This is a genomic window from Pseudomonas sp. HR96, from assembly GCF_034059295.1.
Lineage (GTDB): Bacteria > Pseudomonadota > Gammaproteobacteria > Pseudomonadales > Pseudomonadaceae > Aquipseudomonas.
In genome coordinates this window covers 133,383-151,875 of record NZ_CP139142.1, presented here as the reverse complement: position 1 = coordinate 151,875, position 18,493 = coordinate 133,383, and the positions used below count along the sequence as shown (strand labels likewise).

The window sequence follows — 18,493 nt, the reverse complement described above, 5'->3', positions numbered from 1 at the left end:
TCGGCAGCCAGGCTTCGAAAACTGAATGCCAGCCACCAATGCTTCCGCTAAAGTACTGGCTGTATAAACAGTATAGAGCAATCGTTTATGGCAAAGAAGCCCACCTCGCCACCTCCTTTAACAAGCTACGCCCTGTTGGGCATGCGCCTGCAGCGAGCCATCAACAGCCCTGGCGCGCAGCGCAGCAAAGCGGCTCTGCTGGAGTGCCTGCCGGGTGATCTGGACGAGGATTGGAACGAGGTGCTGGAGCAACTGGGGGAGACCGACAACGTCACGGTGGCGCACCGCGATGATGGACATCTGCAGATCTTCTGGACGGTGCCTGATGACGACTGAATACCGAGGCAATGGGCTTTTTGCTCAAGCCTTGAAATTGAGGCGGCGAGCCGGATCCTTCAGGGGGAGGGATGGTTTCTCCGGCTCGCCTGGCCCTGCTGCCACGACCGCAGCAGGGTTGCCCAGCACTTTACTGCATATCAACCCTTCACATACGCGACATCTACGGTGACACCCATGTCGTACTCGATCCTTGGCCCCCTGCAGGAACAGGGGGTGGCTCTGCCACTCTATTCGCACCAGGTTCCGGCGGGCTTTCCGTCGCCGGCGGCCGATCATCTGGAAAAGCACATCTCCCTGGACGAGCTGTTCGAGATCCGCGCACCGCATGTGTACCTGGTCAAGATCGAAGGCGAGAGCATGATCGGCGCCGGCATCTACTCGGGTGACCTGGTCATCGTCGATCGCAGCCGCGAAGCGCAGCACGGCGACATCGTGATTGCCGCGCTGAACACCGAACCGCTGTGCAAGCGCCTGCACCAATGCGCTGGCCAGCTGATCCTGCTGTCGGAACACAAGGGCTACCCGCCCCGGCACATCCTGGAAGGCGACGAGCTGGCCATCTGGGGCGTGGTTCGCTACAGCGTGCGCGATCATGCCTACGCCTGAGCCGGTCTTTGCCCTGATCGACTGCAACAGCTTCTACGCCTCGTGCGAGCGGGTGTTTCGCCCTGACCTGGCCAGGGTGCCGATCGTGGTGCTGTCGAACAACGACGGCTGTGTGATTGCCCGCAGCTACGACGCCAAGCCGTTCGTGAAGATGGGCGCGCCCTATTTCCAGATCAAGGACCAGCTGCGCAAGCAAGGCATCGTGGCCTTCAGCAGCAACTACGCCCTGTATGGACAGATCAGCGAGCGGGTGATGGCCATCATCGAATCGATGGTGCCGGCCCTTGAGGTGTACTCGATCGACGAGGCCTTTGCCTTGCTGACGGGCATGCAGGGTAGTCTGGACGCCTTTGGCCGTACGCTGCGAGGCCGCATCTTCAAGTGCACGGGTATTCCGGTGGGGGTGAGCATTGCCAGCACCAAGACCCTGGCCAAGCTGGCCAACTACACGGCCAAGCGCCTGCAGCAGCAGACCGGTGGGGTGGTCGACATCTGCGACCCGTTCAAGCGCGACTGGGTGCTGCGCAACACCGCCGTGGAGGAGGTGTGGGGGGTGGGAAAGCGTCTGAAGGCTCACCTGCAGGCGATGGGCATTCAGACGGCCATGGACCTGGCCAGGGCCGATGCCCGCACGCTGCGGATGAAATTCAGCGTGGTGCTGGAGAAGACGGCGCGCGAGCTCGCCGGCACGTCCTGCCTGGAGCTCGATGACCCGGATCCGCCCAAGCAGGAAATCTGCTGCAGCCGCATGTTCGGCAAGCGGTTGACCGAGATCGAGCCGATCAAGGAGGCGGTGGCCACCTACGTGCAACGCGCCACCGAGAAGCTGCGCGCGCAGAACTCGCTGTGCAAGAAGATCCGCGTGAGCGTGCGCACAGGCATGTTCAATCCGGACGAGACCCATTATGCCAATGGCGTGATGGTCGAGCTGCCCTACCCTACCAATGACGTCAGGCTGATCACCAAGGCCGCCGTGCAGGCGATCGACTACCTGTTTAGGCCGGGCTTTCGGTACAGCAAGGCCGAGGTGTTGCTGCTCGATCTGCGGCAGCCGGGTGAGTTCACGGACGATCTGTTTGCCGTACAACAGCCGGTGACCACCAACAAGCTGATGGGCGTCCTGGACGAGATAAACGGGCGCTGGGGACGGGGCACGTTACGCACGGCGAGCGTACCGGTGAATCCGGACTGGGCCATGCGCCGCGAGCTGATGAGTCAGAGCTACACGACCCGGCTCGACCAGCTGTGGACCGTTAGGGCCAACTGACACAGGTATGGCCATATGCTATTTTACTGGATCCAATGGTAGGCTCATAGGAGCAAGTATGATTTTGGATATAAATCCTGGACCAAAACCCAAGCGAGAAGACGGTAAGGACGACAGGAGGCATCACGTGAACCCACCGAACGAGAAAAAACATCCGACATTACCCGTTCATAAACCAAAAAATAACCACTCAACCTGTCGTCGCGATGGCTTGCTGACGACTCGAGTGTCGCATCGGCTTGTAATTGGCCGCTACGTGTAGTTTGAACAGACACCAACGGAGTATCTCAATGGGTCGCAAACAATACCGGATTGCAGAATATGGGTGCATATTAGGGTCAGCAATGACTTCCTTAAAGCAACAGTTGCTGCCCTCCACGGTTTAGTAGTATATTTAGAATATAAATTAGTTTAGAAATTAAAACAAGGGACTGTAGTTAATGATTGATAGAAAATTTGGGTGGCTACACATCAGCGATCACCATATTGGCGCAAATGGTACAAAACATTTGTGGCCGCAGGTGAGAGAAGAGATTTTGAATGATGTAAAGAATCATGTATTGAGTGGAAATTCGGTAGACATTGTAATTTTTTCCGGAGACTTAGTACAGCAAGGGGAGAAAGCCGAATACGAAAAAGCTAAGCTTGAAATCCGAAATATATTTGAAGCTCTTAATAGTGTGGGCAGCAATCCTAAATTTTTTATAGTTCCAGGTAACCACGACTTAAAACGAGTTGAAGATGGATCATCATTGCCGCTGGCTATTGAAAAAGCCGGGGAAAGGGTAGAAATGTACAAGAAGACCTTTCTCAATGCTAGCTCTGATAATCAAAAACTAATTAGAAAAGCATTTAAGAACTACACAGCTTTTGTTAACAGTCTTCGCCAAGACAATATTCCGCTGCTTGAATCGACAGTGGTAGGAGTAATGCCAGGCGAAATCGCTGGAACTCTTGACGTCAATGGACTAAAGATAGGACTGATAGGTCTAAATTCTACCTGGTCGCAGGTACAAGGAGGAAACTATAAAGGGAAAATAGAAATTTTTACCGAGCAGTTTACCGAGCTTACCGGAAACAATCCTGGAGAATGGGCCGCTGCGCATGATTTCAATATTTTAGTAACCCACCATCCTGCGAATTGGTTGTCTTCAAAGTCCAAAGTCGAGTTTGATAATCAGATTTTTATTTCTAAGTATTTTGCTCTACATCTGTACGGGCATATGCATGAAATTAGTACAGTAGCTATCGACCATGGTGACGGACACATCCGTAGATCAGTACAAGCTGCATCATTATTCGGCATGGATCGAGCGAATGGCGAGTTACAGCGAAACCACGGCTATATTTTTGGTCAGATTATTGATGAAAGCCAACTACTTAGAATATGGCCAAGGAAAGTAGAGTCGCTCCCTGGGCGCGGCTGGAAGGTAAGCCCAGACACTAGAAGAATTCCTGGAGACGGGCTGTTTGTTGAGTATCCGTTTAACTACTCGATTAACGGAAGCTCAAAAAAAAAATGATTTGAGCACAGAGTCATCTAATCCTCCAACGGTTGAGCTGTCGTGGGTAGAAGATGAAGCTCAGCCTACCGCTAGCTTGTTACCTCCAATCCTGCCACATATGAGATGTAGGGGCGCCTTAATAAATCTCGCAGCAATTATATTGAAAAAAAGTCGACTGCTATGGTTGGTAGCATCCTATGAAACCGCTTGGCTTGATTTTATAACAGTAGCTTTGGGTAATCTTGCGCTAGAGAAGGCAACGGTCTATGAAGCAGATTTTTCAGTTTATGTTGCGAAAGGTAGTCCGCTGGTTGACGGAGTTTCTGTATTTGGAGAAAACCTTGATGTGTTCTGCAACCGAATAAATAGATCTCGAATCAAAGTAGTCATAATAAAAAATATGGAAGTCAGCACGGACTGTGACTTCCATAGTGAAGCTTTTGCAATTGCTGAATTTATTCAAAAAAAATGCATAAGTGCTATCGTTATTCTCGTTTCTTACCAGACGCCGCTACTCATATGTCCACATTTGATAACGTTGCCACCATTGACCGAAGGGCAATGTATAAGCTACATAAAAAAGCATAGTTTAGGCCAATTTGTCTCTGATCATGAGATAGTATCAGGTAGCGTATTTTTATATACAGAAGGACTTCCGGTTGCGATCGATAAATTTCTTAAACTTAGGCAGCATGAGGATCTGCCAGAAATCTACCTTTCAAGATTACGCGCCTCTAGGATAAGAGATTATTATCCTCAATATTTAAAAAATGTGTTAGATGAATTGTTTGAAGAGGATAGTGACGCTTTTGAACTTTTAACTGTGCTTTCACTTTTCCCAATGGGAGAGAGCATTCATAACATTAGGTATTTCCACCCGAAAAGAAAGTTAAATGGTAGATGTGCAATCAGGTTAGAAGAGCTGGGTTTGGTCGTGGCGAAATCGTTGGCTAGCGAAGCTTTATACGCTCCAGAACCATATAAAATTGTTTCGGTTGTCCGGTTGATTAGAGAATATATGTGTGATTGTATTTTTCCAAAACTGGAAAAATCTACTTATGAGGGATATTTGTTAAGATCAGCCGCCTTGTATTTTGGAGTTGATTGGGAGGCCAGAAAATACAAGCTATCTGGGAATTTCCTATCAGATAAGCTCAGGCTTGGGTCTGTCATGGCGGGCAATGCTCGTTTTCTTCTTACAATGCTGATAGTCCGAGCCGATGAAAATATTGAAAACACAGATCAGGTAAATAAAGTATTCGATCTAATATTTTTTTACGTCGCAAAATTGACATCTACACTAAATTTCCGACATGTCACTGACCTACTAGGTGACATATCCGCACTGCTTGACAAGCATGGTCATCTAGCTCCCGTTCAGGAGATTCGCCGGTGCTACATGTATGCATTTAGAATGCAGGGATTCAACCACGATGCGATTATACAGTATAAAAAAGTCGGTGAAATTCAATCTCCTTCACTAACTCATAGAATTTCAATTGAATTGGCTTATTGCGAAATATTTCTTGGTCGTAAGTCTGAGGCTATGATCATTTCAAATATGATTAAAAATGCTAACTGCAGTGATGATAGCAAACTACACGGTAGATTTATTTCAATACTGGCAAGTGATAATGACAAAAAAGTGCTAAAATTGGAAAAGCTCGCCCGCGATGCTAGAGCCCGGAAAGTTTATTTGCTAGCTAATCATGTTAAGTCTTGCTTGATCAGAATAGTAGGAGACAAAGATCAAAAAATTACCCTATTAAGAAATGCGTCCGCGGTGGCTCAAAATGATGGAGACTCACTGAATTTTATAAGAAATACTGTAGATATGGCAGAGATGATTGTCGAATCTGGACAAACCCTCAGCAATACTGACATCAATAGCCTTATTGACTGTTACCACTTTGCACACATTCAGAGATCAAAATTTCTGTTTGAGCGAATTCACGCTTTGCTTTGGGAAGCTAGCGAGTTATCAGGCGATTTTAATCGGTTGCTGGAGCTATACATTAGATCATCTGCTTTGGGACAAATTATGAATTTCGATAGAAGTGAAAAATACTACCTCGTGAGGCTGCTAGCATGCATTCCCGCAAATCTAGACACACGCAGTGATACAAGGTTTATTTATGTTGCTCATCGAGCGGTTGAGCTAAATCTGATTGCTGATGAGAATTTATCCAGCGTGCTAATCGAAAACGCCACTACCTTCTTTTTGCAAAATCCGAAGCTGGCCTAACGAATGTTCAGGCCTCTGCTGAGTTATGATGATACAACTTTCAGTATTTCACTTTGTAGGTAGGAGAGTCCTCCGGCCGGTTCTGTCCGCGATCATAGATCCGCGTCGTGCTGATATTGGCATGCCCGAGCCAGACCTGCACCTTGGCAATGTCCGCCTCATGTTCCAGGGCATTGGTGGCGGCTGTTGCGCGCAGCCCATGCACCCCCAGCCCTTCGACCTGGATACCGGCCTGCTTCGCGTAGGCCTCGACGAGGGTGTAGATGCCGTTGGCCGTGACGCCCTCCCCCTTGCTCCAGTGCCGCAACGGTACGAACAGCGGCGCCTTGGGGTCCACCAAGTGGTACCCTGAACGCTCCAGGTAGGCATGAATACGGTCCGCGGCCACCGGATGCACCGGGAGATAGCGCACCTTGCCGCCCTTGCCATGCACCATTAGATGCCGGATGCCCCGGCGCTCCACCAGGTGGTGGACCATCAACTGCGCGGCTTCCTCGCGGCGCAGCCCGTGGTACAGCAGCACCGCCAGAATCGCCCGATCGCGCAGGCCTTTGAGGGTCGTTGGGTCGGGCGCATCGAGCAGCCTTTTCGCCTGGTGATCGCCCAGCGCCGGGGTCTTGCCTTCGCCCGATTCGATGCGCGGACGCTTGACCCCGTGCACGGGGTTGCCGCCGGCCATGGCGTTGGATTCGAGCAGGTGATCAAAGAGACTGGCCAGGGCGGCGAGCTTGCGGCGGATGGTGGCCCCGGCCAGGCCCCGGCGTTCCAGATCGGCGCGCCAGGCGAGCACGTGCGCCCGGTTGACCCCGCGAAACTCGTTTGCCTGCGTGAGCCCTATAAAGGAAGAGAAATCGGTCAGGTCATTCTGGTAGGCGCGCCGGGTGCGCGGGTTGTCGATGTTGGCAAACCACTCGGTCGCCGCCGGCACGCGGGCCAGCTGCTGAAACTCGATGGCCGTCAACCGACGCGCGTCACCCTCCAAGACCATGCTCACCGCTTGAGCGTTCGTTTCCTCCGTCATGCTCCCCTCCCCTGCGCCAAATGTCCGTCCAGCCTGCCACAAAACCTGACTCGCGAGTTACTGGTGATAGCGGTTTTTATCTCCAGTAATTCAGTGGACCCACAGGCCCCTCGTCTTTCAGTTTTTCTATGACTGATGGATATCTAAATCACTACGAATTAGCTCAGCCGCTGCAGCTCTCAACAGCAAGATGCACGTGCATTTGGAGTAATCAGCGTGTGTTGAGACCAAGCCAGCAAACTGCCACGTGTCGCGGCAAACCAGGTCACGCCAGACGTTGGCTATTCTCACTGTGTACAAAAACTACAGCGTGAGAGGCGAGTGATGAGTTCCATTGAGCATGTCCTTGAAAGTCTGGACCCCCCGATCAAATATGAACTTCACGACAACGAGGGAAAATTTTCACTGCGCCTTATAGATGTGTCGGTACCAGCGGAGGTTGAGCGAAACCTCTCTCAACACGAGCTGGACAATTCTGTGCAATTTAGGCTTATCGTCCTGTATGCGGTCAACGAGTTACGCAGCAAAGGTTCGCACGCACCGTTGATACGTCTTCCAGATTAGAATCAGGGCGGTCCGGTCGGCTCGGCCAAAGGAGTGCCCGAGCCGTCCGCGCGTCCGATTCGTCTGGAACGACTTGTGCCCAGGCTTGAGTTTTCGCATCATCTGCGGATTTGGGTTCGAAGCTCCAAACGTACCGATCCTAATCATTTGTTTACCGCGCAGAAGGACCCCCTTGTCCGTTTTGATGGTCGAGGATGATGGTCGCCTGTCCGCACGATGGTCGAGGTTTCTCGCCAGCCAGAGGCCGAATGTGCAGCGTTTGTCTGCCTGAATTGCCCTGGCATTGAGCCCTGCCCACGGCCAGAACAGGAGTCGCGAGCAGAAGCTTCACAACGTCCAAAAAATAGTAGAACAACCCACCCTGCTTTTGCATCACATTCGCTGACGCACATAGGTTTCGCTAAGGCATGAATCTATGAATTGCATCAGCCTGTGCTCGCTATGCACCAGCAGTTATCTTGGTCAGCCCACTCGGACTCCGTATGTCAGTCACCTCGCCCGAAGATACCGTTCGCGCAGCTCTGCAGATTTCTCACGCCCGCCTTCGTAAGCAACACGAGATTGTGGTCGATTTTGGGGTCAAGTCACTTCGCATGCCCGATTTGGATGGGCTGCTCACCCAAGCGTGTCAGGCCGCGGCATCCGGTATGAACAGCCGATTCGCGAAGCTGCTCAGGCTGGTACCTGAGCAAGACCATTTCCTGCTCGCTTATGGGGTAGGGTGGGATGCGGGTGATATAGGGACGGCTTTGGTCGGTGCAGATGACGCCAGCCCGGCAGGTTATGCATTCAAGACTGATCGTCCAGTCATCTCCAACCACTTGGGCCAAGAGCATCGCTTTCGTACGCCTTCACTGCTGGAGAAATATGGCATTAAGCGTGCTATTAATGTTCCGGTACGCGGCATGTCCGCCCCTTACGGCGTTTTGGAAGTGGACAGCCAGGACGGAGAGGATTTCATCGAAAGCGACCTGGTCTTTCTCGAGGGACTGGCCAACGTCATATCCATGGCAGTTGAGCGCGTTGCGGTAAATCGCGAGAAAACCGAGACGAATCGCTATTCTGAAAGCGTCTTAAACGCCAGTCCCGATTGCGTCAAAATTCTCTCTTCGGCGGGAAAAGTCGAATTTTTCAATGAGGCAGGTCTCTGCCGGATGCAAATCGACTCCTTGGATGAGATTGCAGGACAGCCCTGGATAGAACTCTGGCCCGAAGATTCAAAGCCGACGATTGCCGATGCCATACACCGTGCAGGCAATCGGGAGTCCGTGCGCTTCGAGTCGTTCTGCCCCACAGCTAAAGGTGAACCCCGTTGGTGGGATGTCACCGTATCGCCAATTCTGGACAAGCAGGGTCAGCTTGAGAACATCATTGCCGTCTCTCGGGACATCACTGAGCGTCATGAGCATGAGGCTCGACTGGCTTCATTGATTGACGTGCAGAACACGAAGCTCTCTCAAAGTGAGCTGCATCTCGAAGAAATTCATCATCGTGTAAAAAATAGCCTGCAACTGGTCAACACTCTGCTGCTGCTTCAAGCCAACGTAGCGGTAGAAGAATCGGTCAAATTGCAGCTGCAGACGGCGGCGAACCGCATCCTGACCATTGCGGCCGTTCATGAGCGGCTGTATCAAAATGCGGATAAGGATGGCGTACTCGCGAAGGATTACCTCCATGCCTTGCTTCTGGATATGGGCGCAGCATTTGGCGACCGCAAGATTGAATTGGACGCCGACCCTTTTCCTCTGCCCGAGGAGCGGATAGCTCCTATAGGCCTCGTCATTTCCGAGCTTGTAGTGAATGCTTTAAAGTATGGCAAGGGTACGATAGGTGTCAGCCTCCGAAAAGAAGGTGAGCAAGCTGTTATCACTGTCACTGATGAGGGCAGCGGCTTTCCGGAAAGCTATCCCGAGCCGAACGGTAGCGGGCTGGGGATGAGGCTGATCAAAAGCTATTCCGGGTACGGAGCTCAGGGGATCATGGTGGATCGTACCGCCAAGACCAGCACCATTCGCGTTCGGTTCAAGCTCTAAAGCCTTGAATCTAGTTCGTGGGGATGGTATTCGCCCTGCTTGTTTTTACTGTTTAATCAGGGCGTTTGCGTTTAGGCTGTGAAAATTTTCGGAGGTTAGAGGATTGTGTCGGAGCTTCCTGGGATGAAGCCGATTTTACTGGTAGAAGATGATCATCGGGATCTCGAGTTTATGATGATTGCGCTGGAGCGCTGCCAGTTAGCCAACCAGGTGATCATTGTGAGAGATGGTGCCGAGGCGTTGGATTACCTGCACCGCCGTGGCATTTTCGCTTCTCGACTCCCAGGCAATCCTGCCGTAGTCGTACTGGACTTACAATTGCCCAAGGTCAATGGGCTTGAGGTCCTCGAACAGATGCAGAAATCGGATAACCTTAAATATATCCCCACTGTGATGCTGACCACTTCGACCGAGGAACCAGACGTAAGAAATGCCTATCAACTGGGTGTGAATGCATACGTGGTGAAGCCGATGTCGTTTGGCGATTTTGTGCGCGCAATTCGTGTGCTTGGTTTTTTTGGGCAATTAATAACGAATTTCCTGCGAGCTTCAGTGATGGAAAAAATAACGTTGACGATCTATAAAAATATAATATGTATATGACTTGTCGTGTTGCTTTCGGTTTGGAGGAGCTTTTCAAAGCTGGTAATTTTCTGGTGGTTGGCCAATCAGTCGTGTGGGATTGACTTCATAGGTATTATTTTAAATAAACGCCTACTATTTCTGACGTCAATACAGTTTGCATTTTCATTTTTTCAGGCCTGTTGACTTGGCATATAATGAATTTAGTAATATCCAGTTCAAACAAATCCTTGTGGAATATTTATATTTTTCAGTCATAATCCAGTGTTTCAAAAAAATATGCGTGGTGCTAAAAATTTGGACTATGGTAGTCATTTCTCTAACCATGGAGCTGCGGCTAAGTTAGTTTTTTTACCATACATCGGCTTTTTACAGACGTTTTTGAACGTTTCTATGAGTATTATTTCATAGCAGTATATGAATTAATACTGAGGTAAGGGCTGTGAGCTCTACTTTGCTTTTAGTCGAAGACGACGCTACGCTGAGAATGCTGATTGCTGACGCGTTGTCAATGATTCCGGTCAAGGTGGTTGAATGCGATTGTGCCGACGATGCCTTGATTGTATTAGAGGGGACCAGTTTGATAAATCTGGTTTTGACTGACATTCGGATGCCCGGTCACTTAGATGGGTTGGAACTGGCAAATCTGATCTGGGCACGATGGCCCGATTTGCCTGTAATTTTAACCTCAGGACATTGTGTATTAAAGTCTGAGCAACTTCCCAGTTGTTCAACCTTTATAGCCAAACCATGGAGTTTGGACATCCTGTTTGAAACTGTGACAAAGCGTTTGCCATAATTTTTTGCACTTTGGATTAAGGAGGTTCTATGACGTTATATCTTTTACATTCTCGGGTTCTCCTCTATGATGGCAAGTTTAAATCTGTATAAAGCAGTCAGCTGCTTAACTGAATAAAAAGAAAACCAGATGCTAGTCATAAACTTATTTAAATTGGATCAGGCAGGGTCATTCCCAGCCAGAGGAATCTTCACAACGAACTCGGTTCCGTGATCTTCGTCTGAAGTCACATTGATGATGCCATCATGGGCTGCCACGATCTGAGCCGCGATGTATAAGCCTAGCCCTATGCTTGCTTGTGGGCCATGGTTAAGGGGAACTTGCGGATGATATTGCCCCATTGGGTTGAAGAGACCTAAGATGCGCCCGCTAGGAATAGGGTCACCACTGTTATGAACACGAAACTCTAGGACATCATTTATGCCCCGGAGCGTGATCGTTACAGGTGATTTTGCTTTACCATGCTGCAGTGCGTTGCCTATCAAATTCGAAAATATCTGCTCAAGCCGTGCTCCATCAAATTTTCCTTCAACATTCTCAACTGAGTTCAATATCAAATGCGCACCAGGGTGCACCGCTCGACATTCGTCGACGATCCGTTCACACACTGGCGCGATGTTGATCAATGTTCGATGTACGGGTATTCCCGGGCCCAGCTGTGCACGCGTGAAGTCCAGAAGGTCGCCAACAATAGCAGAGGCACGTTCTACGCTCGTACAGATGCGCTCAGCCGCTTTAGCGACCTTTGCGCCCAACGCATCGGTTCGCAACAATCCGTCGGCGCTCAACATAATTGCACTCAAGGGGGTCCGCAAGTCGTGGCCCAGCACCCCTAGGAAAATGTCATGGGAGGCTTTGACCGCTTCGCTGTAGCTAGCAACGGATTCAACTAGAGCCTGATCGATCGCTTCGTTGAAACGGACGAGGTCGTTTACCTCAGACGGTTCATCATGCTTGACCTGTTTCATCCAGTGACGCAATACACTTGCACGCAAGGCTCTGAATTCAGCTACAACCTGGTTAATCGAAAATCCCATCATCAAGCGACTGACGGCGTGGGATTTAGCCGGCGTTTCAAAGAGAGAAGGACGGTGTCCGTGTGACTTTTCGATTTGCTGTTGAGCAGATTGCTCTGTGCTCAGATCGGTGGCGATCGTTCGGATCATTGTGGCTGCGTGATCACGCAGTGCTTCAGCATCGAGAGGTGTTCCGAGGGTGGGCATGGTTCGTGCGAAATCTTCCCATTCATGAACAATGGCTTCGATATTTTCGATCAAGAAACGAGACAAGCGCATGGCTGCTCTCCTGGAAAATTAGGCCAAGCACCCAGACTGGCACGTTGATCTCCCAGTAAAACATTAAAAATGGAGTTGGGAAATCATGAATGTCTTCGGGGTAGATACTGTTAATTGATCGGTATCCTCACCTCAATCAGAAAATCGATCATTCAGACCATGACTAAAATGCACCCTATGCTCGACCAGCCCTTGCTGATGCAAGGCGTTGGTCACTGCGCTGAGAGCGATCTGCTTGTTTCACACATTCCTGATGGCACAACCACTTCATAAAGGACGCGCTTGCGAAGGGCCGCTTGGGCTTGCAGTTCGGCATCCAGAACGCCTGCCTGGCCCACGGTGTCGTAGCGGCCCAATCCCCGCAATAGCTCTCGTTATGTCCTTCGTGGCTAGCTGAGGTTAGGCGATGAGCTCGAGTTTCCTGCTCATTGAATTTTTCGTGTTTCACGTTATGCGTGCTTTCAGATAGGGTAACCGTTGAAAGCATGGATCATGCGCAGTGAGCCGCCCTATCGACACCTCCTTGCAAGGCGTATACGCATATTGCTATGCATTGGATTGATCTCTATCTACTCACTCGGTAAATTCTCTGAGCGCTATCACTTCGGTCGCGTGCCATGCTCTGGCCTTTGAGCAACGGTGAGAACAGTTAATGTCTGAGGTTACGGCTGTCACATCTCCCCCACAGTTGAATGATGAATCCTTCAAAGCGGAAGTGGTGAGTCGATTCGGACTACTGCCCAATTTCTTTCAGACAGCCAAGGATGCGCCAGGGTTGATCCAGGAGCTATGGAGCTTCGCAAGGTCTGGCTACCTGGATAACCCTCTGCCGTCCGTGTTCAAAGAACGCCTGTTCGTACACCTGTCGCGATTTTGTGAGGTTCGGTACTGCATAGTGCGGCATGTAGGGTTCTTGATTGGCCAAGGCAACCCTGCTGGAGACCCTGCCGCGATACCACACACCATCGAGCAAGCCGTCAGGTTGTTGAACCAGCCAGCGATGCTTCCGGCTGAGGAGCTGGACGAGGTTTATGCACGATTGAACCTCACCAGGTTCACCCAGATGCCTGCCATGGAAACCCGAGAAGAAAAGGATATTTTTGCGGCTGCCAGTGTGATGTTTGTGCAGCCCGGTTGCTCCCAGCAAGCGGCAAAAGCAGTTCGTACGGCAATCGGAGGGACGAATTTTGAAATTTTGACCGCCTTCCTAGCGTTCATTCGCACTGCGCACTATTGGACGTTGACCCACCAGGAACTGACCTTCGAGGCGGATATGGCAGCCATGCTCGTTGCGCATGAGCATTTGGCGAAACTTCTGCTTGACGTCTCCGATGCTGCCCACGCGCAGTTACCGACTCAACTGCATCGTGAATTGCTTTTGCTACGCCAGGAGCATGACGACCGGCAATTATTGCGCGAGGCTTTGGCAGGCTAGGAAACAGCCCGCCGCCACCAGCAAATGTTGATCAACGAGTTGAATCATCGCGTAAAAAACACGCTATCGATCGTGCAATCACTAGCTTATCAGACGCTGCGTGGCGCCGATGTACCGGTATCTGTCCGAGAGGCATTCACGGGGCGGCTGGTGGCACTGGCCGAGGCGCATGATCTTCTCAACGGAGAGAAGTGGGCTGGTGCTTCATTGAATGGAGTCCTATTGCAAGCGATTCAAGCGCAGGCGCTGGATATGGTTGATAGAATCCATCTTGACGGGCCAGAGCTCCGCTTGGACCCTAAGCAGGCGTTATCGATCGCGATGGGGACCCATGAGCTGCTCTCCAATGCTATCAAATATGGAGCATTATCGACGTCATCGGGGTCTATCAACATAAGCTGGCGCGTCTATGGTGAAGCACCTATGTGGATGGAGCTTTCATGGTGGGAAAGAGGTGGTCCGCAAGTCGTTGCGCCAATCCGTAGCGGCTTCGGGAGTCGATTGATTCAGCGCGGGCTTCCAGCAGAACTTGAAGGAGAGGCTTCATTGTTTTTTGCAAGCGAAGGAGTCAGATGTGTCATCAATGCACCGCTGACAATGGCAAGTTAGCATGAGTCGCGTCTACATCGTTGAGGACGAGGCGTTGGTAGCTATGCTGCTTGAGGACATGGTCACCGAGCTAGGGCATGAAGTTGTGGGGATTGGCGCGCGACTTGAGGTAGGGCTTGCAGCAGCCGAGTCTGTCAGCTTTGACCTAGCTATTTTGGACATCAACCTAAACGGCCAGGTCTCATTTCCTATTGCCCATGCGCTTGCCAAACGCGGTATTCCGTTTCTGTTTGCCAGCGGTTACGGCGCTGCGGGTCTGGAAGAATCGTTATGTACCGTACCCGTCCTCAGCAAGCCTTTTTCGATGGCCCAACTTGACCAAGTCATCCGTCAGCGCCTGACGGCATCCGGGGTCTAGACTGACTATATCTGCATTGAAAAAACTGGATACCCGGCTTTTTGGCACAGTTTGAAGGTGACAGTATTGTTCATAACCTCCTAGCTCGCGGGCACACAGGTAGCCAACCGTAGCAGGCTGCGTGCAGGCCTAAGGGTAGAGGAAGCCAACCATGTCGCTGTATAGTCACCGATTCAGCTACTGCGCGATCTAGGCAAATCCACCACCTCCATATTCAGACGGCGAACTCATGCCTAATGCTTGCGATTTCTCGCGGGATATCAACACCATCGCCAATATCGATGCCGTACCCCTTATTCTCAAAATGGTGAAACACATCACCGGAATGAGATTTGCGGCCGTCGCACGCGTCACTGATACTAGATGGGTCGCTTGTGCAGTTGATGATTCGATAAATTTTGGGCTAAAACCAGGTGGGGAATTAGTACTGCAAACGACAATTTGTCATGAAATTCGGCAGCATCGGCAGCCAGTTATTTTTACACATGCCAGTGAGCATCCGTTTTATTCGCGTCACCCCACCGCAAAAAAATATGCCTTGGAAAGCTATGTGTCCATTCCAATCATCAGGTCAAATGAAGATTTTTTTGGCACACTCTGCGCTATCGACGTAGTTCCAGCCCTATTTGACGAAATTTCAGTCTCACAAACCCTAGCGCTTTTTGCACAACTGATTGCCGTTCAGCTCGACGTCCAGGATGCTTTCATGAGCAAGGAGATGGCTTTGCTTAATGCTATTGAGACTGGCAGCCTTCGTGAGCAATTCATAGCCGTGCTAGGGCACGATTTGCGCTCGCCCCTGAGTGCGATTCGCATGAGCGCTGACTTGCTCGAGGCCAAGCTGACAGATCATCGTGAGCGTACGCTTACATCGGCGATCAGAAAAAGCTCGCAGCGCATGAGTGCCTTGATTGAAGATGTCCTTGATTTTTCTCGCGGAAAATTGGGCGGCGGCATTCCGGTCAAATTGGCCTTGCATGACGATTTGGATAGCATTTTCATAGCGGTAATAAATGAGATCACTGCAAGCCATCCCGGCATCGTGATTAATCAAATTGTCTCTATCTCGTCTAGAGTTTTTTGCGACGGCAGCAGAATGGGGCAGTTGCTCTCGAATCTGTTAGGTAATGCGGTCACACACGGAGCCCGCGATCATCCGATACAGGTAATGGCGATGACAGAAGAGGACCACCTCATTCTGTCGGTGACCAACCAGGGCCCATGCATACCGGAAAGCTTGTTGCCTCTACTTTTCGAACCGTTTACCCGCTCGTCCGAGGCCGGACGTGGGGAAGGCTTGGGCCTTGGCTTGTATATCGCATCTGAGATTGTAAAAGGGCATAGAGGGACACTCAGCGTTACTTCGACGCCTGAGACAGGTACCTGCTTTGTGGCAAGATTCCCGATCTCATAAATCCACAGACGATCATTGATTGCCTAGCTCCGCGCCGCTTCTTCGCTGGGCTCACCGCAACCGTCCGGCCAACTCACCTTCCTTACACCGACGCCAAAGGCGATGGTGTCCACCTAATTAGGTGGACACCATTTCTAGCCTTTTAAGCGGGTCTTTCCATGCAGCCACAACGCCGATCCTATTCCAAATCCTTCAAGGCCCAGGTAGTCCAAGAGTGCGCTCAGCCCGGCGCGTCGATTGCCACCGTCGCGCAGTGCCACAGCCTTAACGCGAACCTCGTCCATAAATGGATTCGGGTACAAACGAACAAAGCCATGGAGCTGCAACCTGCTTTCATTCCGCTACCTTTGCAGCTCGCCGGAGGGCATTCCCAGGCTCCGTCATCGAGCATCTGCGTTGAAATCCAGCACTCGCGTGGCACCGTCAAAGTGAACTGGCCGACCGAAAGCGCTGCCGTCTGTGCCTCCTTTCTGCGAGACCTGTTGCGGTGATTCGAATCGATGCGATCTGGCTCGCCACCGAACCGATGGATATGCGCGCCGGCACCGAAACGGCGTTAGCCCGGGTCATTGCCGTGTTCGGTGCGGCGAAGCCGCACTGCGCTTATCTGTTCGCCAATCGCCGCGCCAATCGGATGAAAGTTCTGGTGCATGACGGCGTGGGTATCTGGCTGGCGGCGCGACGATTGAATGAAGGCAAGTTTTACTGGCCCGGCATTCGGCACGGATCGGAGGTCGAACTCGATAACGAGCAACTTCAGGCTTTGGTACTGGGCTTGCCATGGCAATGGGTTGGTGCAGGCGGCTTGATCACAGTGCTGTAACGCCTGCCATTAGCCCATCGGTTTATCGCTGCTGACTTTCGGCTCTGGCACAATCAGCGGCATGACTTCCTCGCTCAATCTCGATCAAATGACACCGGAACAGCTCCGTGCCTTGGCCGAACAGGCCTTGCAGTTGCTGTCCCAGGTCGACTCGATGGGCCAGAAAATCCACCGCCTTGAAACGGTCAACGAGCAACTCGCTCATGAGATCGCCATCCTCAAACGACACAAGTTCGCCAAGCGCAGCGAACAGCTAAGCCCTGACCAAGGTAGCTTGCTCGACGACCTGCTCGACACTGATATCGCGGCCATCGAGGCCGAGCTGAAGGCGGTCAATCCGCCACCTGCACCGGACGAGCTACGTCAGAAACCCAAACGGGCGCCTCTGCCACCGCAGTTCCCACGTACAGTGATCCGTCACGAGCCAGAAAACACCCAGTGTGTCTGCGGCTGCCAACTTCAGCGCATTGGCGAAGACGTCAGCGAGAAGCTCGATTACACACCCGGCGTGTTCACCGTCGAGCAGCATGTACGTGGAAAATGGGCCTGCCGCCAGTGCGAAACACTGATCCAGGCGCCTGTACCGGCCCAAGTGATCGACAAGGGCATCCCGACCGCAGGCCTGTTGGCTCATGTGATGGTGGCGAAGTTCGCCGACCATTTACCGCTGTACCGGCAGGAGAAGATTTTTGCTCGGGCCGGGCTTGCGATTGCTCGCTCGACATTGGCGCAGTGGGTCGGACAGACCGGCGTACAACTCCAGCCTCTGGTCGATGCGCTGCTTGAACAAGTGTTGGCCCAGGGTGTGATCCACGCCGATGAGACTCCGGTTCAGATGCTCGCGCCCGGCGAGAAGAAAACTCACCGCGCTTACGTCTGGGCCTACAGCACCACGCCGTTTTCAGCGCTCAAGGCTGTGGTTTATGACTTCAGTCCCAGTCGTGCAGGCGAGCATGCGCGCAACTTCCTTGGGAAGTGGAACGGCAAGCTGGTATGCGACGATTTCGCTGGCTACAAAGCCGGTTTCGAGAAAGGCATCATCGAAATTGGCTGCATGGCCCACGCCCGTCGCAAGTTTTTCGATCTGCACGTGGCGAACAAAAGCCAGCTGGCTGAACAAGCGCTGTACTCGATTGGCGGCTTGTACGAAGTTGAACGTCAAGCTCGGGACATGAGCGATGAGGATCGTTGGCGAATACGCCAGGAAAAGGCAGCCCCGATCATCAAAACGCTGCATGACTGGATGCTGGCCCAGCGTGATCTGGTGCCCAACGGATCGGCAACAGCCAAAGCCCTGGATTACAGCCTTAAACGCTGGGTAGCGCTGACGCGTTACCTGGACGACGGGTCTGTGCCCATTGACAACAACCAGGTCGAGAACCAGATCCGGCCGTGGGCACTTGGACGCTCAAACTGGTTGTTTGCTGGATCACTGCGCAGCGGTAAACGCGCGGCGGCGATCATGAGTTTGATCCAGTCGGCGCGGCTCAACGGGCATGATCCGTATGCTTATTTGAAGGACGTCCTCACGCGCCTGCCGATGCAACGGGCGAGTGAAATAGGTCACTTGCTACCGCGTCAGTGGGTGCCTACATAAC

17 protein-coding genes are annotated in these 18,493 nt (G+C 51.7%); 15 read left to right on the top strand and 2 right to left on the bottom strand.

All coding sequences use genetic code 11. The features are described from left to right. The first annotated feature begins 87 nt into the window (after positions 1 to 87). The 5 genes from SFA35_RS25790 (at position 88) to SFA35_RS25770 (ending at position 5,962) form a co-directional block, all read left to right on the top strand. Positions 88 to 336, top strand: a complete 249-nt coding sequence (locus SFA35_RS25790) for a DUF1654 domain-containing protein (RefSeq protein ID WP_320579416.1) — start codon at positions 88 to 90, stop codon at positions 334 to 336. 177 nt (positions 337 to 513) lie between these two features. Beyond that, the gene (locus tag SFA35_RS25785; protein WP_320579414.1) at positions 514 to 945 is read left to right on the top strand and encodes a translesion error-prone DNA polymerase V autoproteolytic subunit; all 432 of its coding nucleotides are present in this window, start codon (positions 514 to 516) and stop codon (positions 943 to 945) included. Beyond that, on the top strand, positions 932 to 2,212 hold the full coding sequence (gene umuC, locus SFA35_RS25780; protein ID WP_320579412.1) for a translesion error-prone DNA polymerase V subunit UmuC: 1,281 nt from the start codon (positions 932 to 934) through the stop codon (positions 2,210 to 2,212). Before SFA35_RS25785 ends, umuC begins: the two co-directional genes overlap by 14 nt. A 440-nt stretch (positions 2,213 to 2,652) precedes the next feature. Continuing rightward, complete coding sequence (locus SFA35_RS25775) at positions 2,653 to 3,735, top strand: metallophosphoesterase (RefSeq protein WP_320579410.1); 1,083 nt, start codon at positions 2,653 to 2,655, stop codon at positions 3,733 to 3,735. Beyond that, positions 3,683 to 5,962 carry a hypothetical protein gene (locus SFA35_RS25770; protein ID WP_320579408.1) on the top strand — a complete coding sequence of 760 codons (2,280 nt, stop codon included), beginning with the start codon at positions 3,683 to 3,685 and terminating at the stop codon, positions 5,960 to 5,962. The genes SFA35_RS25775 and SFA35_RS25770 overlap by 53 nt, the downstream gene beginning before the upstream one ends. Before the next feature lie 40 nt (positions 5,963 to 6,002). On the opposite strand, the gene SFA35_RS25765 is transcribed toward SFA35_RS25770, so the two are convergent. Further along, the gene (locus SFA35_RS25765; RefSeq protein ID WP_320579406.1) at positions 6,003 to 6,983 is read right to left on the bottom strand and encodes a tyrosine-type recombinase/integrase; all 981 of its coding nucleotides are present in this window, start codon (positions 6,981 to 6,983) and stop codon (positions 6,003 to 6,005) included. Positions 6,984 to 8,029: 1,046 nt separating this feature from the next. Here SFA35_RS25765 and SFA35_RS25760 point away from each other — a divergent pair. From SFA35_RS25760 to SFA35_RS25750, 3 genes are all read left to right on the top strand, one after another. Next, positions 8,030 to 9,580, top strand: coding sequence for a sensor histidine kinase (locus SFA35_RS25760; RefSeq protein ID WP_320579405.1), 1,551 nt, complete (start codon positions 8,030 to 8,032; stop codon positions 9,578 to 9,580). 123 nt (positions 9,581 to 9,703) lie between these two features. After that, positions 9,704 to 10,183, top strand: a complete 480-nt coding sequence (locus tag SFA35_RS25755; RefSeq protein ID WP_320579404.1) for a response regulator — start codon at positions 9,704 to 9,706, stop codon at positions 10,181 to 10,183. A gap of 421 nt (positions 10,184 to 10,604) precedes the next feature. Further along, on the top strand, positions 10,605 to 10,961 hold the full coding sequence (locus SFA35_RS25750) for a response regulator (RefSeq protein WP_320579403.1): 357 nt from the start codon (positions 10,605 to 10,607) through the stop codon (positions 10,959 to 10,961). Between the two features lie 158 nt (positions 10,962 to 11,119). Here SFA35_RS25750 and SFA35_RS25745 read toward each other — a convergent pair whose 3' ends face one another. After that, the gene (locus SFA35_RS25745; RefSeq protein WP_320579402.1) at positions 11,120 to 12,256 is read right to left on the bottom strand and encodes a sensor histidine kinase; all 1,137 of its coding nucleotides are present in this window, start codon (positions 12,254 to 12,256) and stop codon (positions 11,120 to 11,122) included. 652 nt (positions 12,257 to 12,908) lie between these two features. Here SFA35_RS25745 and SFA35_RS25740 point away from each other — a divergent pair. From SFA35_RS25740 to tnpC, 7 genes are all read left to right on the top strand, one after another. Further along, positions 12,909 to 13,691 carry a hypothetical protein gene (locus tag SFA35_RS25740; RefSeq protein WP_320579401.1) on the top strand — a complete coding sequence of 261 codons (783 nt, stop codon included), beginning with the start codon at positions 12,909 to 12,911 and terminating at the stop codon, positions 13,689 to 13,691. 24 nt (positions 13,692 to 13,715) lie between these two features. Continuing rightward, on the top strand, positions 13,716 to 14,300 hold the full coding sequence (locus SFA35_RS25735; RefSeq protein WP_320579400.1) for a sensor histidine kinase: 585 nt from the start codon (positions 13,716 to 13,718) through the stop codon (positions 14,298 to 14,300). Between the two features lies 1 nt (position 14,301). Continuing rightward, on the top strand, positions 14,302 to 14,658 hold the full coding sequence (locus SFA35_RS25730; protein WP_320579399.1) for a response regulator: 357 nt from the start codon (positions 14,302 to 14,304) through the stop codon (positions 14,656 to 14,658). A gap of 229 nt (positions 14,659 to 14,887) precedes the next feature. Beyond that, positions 14,888 to 16,072 (top strand): GAF domain-containing sensor histidine kinase, encoded by a 1,185-nt coding sequence (locus tag SFA35_RS25725; protein ID WP_320579398.1) that lies wholly within the window; start codon positions 14,888 to 14,890, stop codon positions 16,070 to 16,072. A 158-nt stretch (positions 16,073 to 16,230) separates the two neighbouring features. Then, positions 16,231 to 16,563, top strand: coding sequence for an IS66-like element accessory protein TnpA (tnpA, locus tag SFA35_RS25720; RefSeq protein ID WP_320579397.1), 333 nt, complete (start codon positions 16,231 to 16,233; stop codon positions 16,561 to 16,563). Beyond that, a complete protein-coding gene (gene tnpB / locus SFA35_RS25715; protein ID WP_320579395.1) occupies positions 16,560 to 16,895 on the top strand; it encodes an IS66 family insertion sequence element accessory protein TnpB in 336 nt (111 codons plus the stop codon). The genes tnpA and tnpB overlap by 4 nt, the downstream gene beginning before the upstream one ends. Before the next feature lie 61 nt (positions 16,896 to 16,956). Further along, positions 16,957 to 18,492 carry an IS66 family transposase gene (gene tnpC / locus SFA35_RS25710; protein ID WP_320579394.1) on the top strand — a complete coding sequence of 512 codons (1,536 nt, stop codon included), beginning with the start codon at positions 16,957 to 16,959 and terminating at the stop codon, positions 18,490 to 18,492. Position 18,493 lies beyond the last annotated feature (1 nt).

Bases quoted from the DNA above. Each gene is read 5' to 3' on its own strand.
- SFA35_RS25790 (WP_320579416.1), top strand. From the start codon at position 88: ATGGCAAAGAAGCCCACCTCGCCACCTCCTTTAACAAGCTACGCCCTG.
- SFA35_RS25785 (WP_320579414.1), top strand. From the start codon at position 514: ATGTCGTACTCGATCCTTGGCCCCCTGCAGGAACAGGGGGTGGCTCTG.
- umuC (WP_320579412.1), top strand. From the start codon at position 932: ATGCCTACGCCTGAGCCGGTCTTTGCCCTGATCGACTGCAACAGCTTC.
- SFA35_RS25775 (WP_320579410.1), top strand. From the start codon at position 2,653: ATGATTGATAGAAAATTTGGGTGGCTACACATCAGCGATCACCATATT.
- SFA35_RS25765 (WP_320579406.1), bottom strand. From the start codon at position 6,983: ATGACGGAGGAAACGAACGCTCAAGCGGTGAGCATGGTCTTGGAGGGT.
- SFA35_RS25760 (WP_320579405.1), top strand. From the start codon at position 8,030: ATGTCAGTCACCTCGCCCGAAGATACCGTTCGCGCAGCTCTGCAGATT.
- SFA35_RS25755 (WP_320579404.1), top strand. From the start codon at position 9,704: ATGAAGCCGATTTTACTGGTAGAAGATGATCATCGGGATCTCGAGTTT.
- SFA35_RS25745 (WP_320579402.1), bottom strand. From the start codon at position 12,256: ATGCGCTTGTCTCGTTTCTTGATCGAAAATATCGAAGCCATTGTTCAT.
- SFA35_RS25740 (WP_320579401.1), top strand. From the start codon at position 12,909: ATGTCTGAGGTTACGGCTGTCACATCTCCCCCACAGTTGAATGATGAA.
- SFA35_RS25735 (WP_320579400.1), top strand. From the start codon at position 13,716: ATGTTGATCAACGAGTTGAATCATCGCGTAAAAAACACGCTATCGATC.
- SFA35_RS25730 (WP_320579399.1), top strand. From the start codon at position 14,302: ATGAGTCGCGTCTACATCGTTGAGGACGAGGCGTTGGTAGCTATGCTG.
- SFA35_RS25725 (WP_320579398.1), top strand. From the start codon at position 14,888: ATGCCTAATGCTTGCGATTTCTCGCGGGATATCAACACCATCGCCAAT.
- tnpA (WP_320579397.1), top strand. From the start codon at position 16,231: ATGCAGCCACAACGCCGATCCTATTCCAAATCCTTCAAGGCCCAGGTA.
- tnpC (WP_320579394.1), top strand. From the start codon at position 16,957: ATGACTTCCTCGCTCAATCTCGATCAAATGACACCGGAACAGCTCCGT.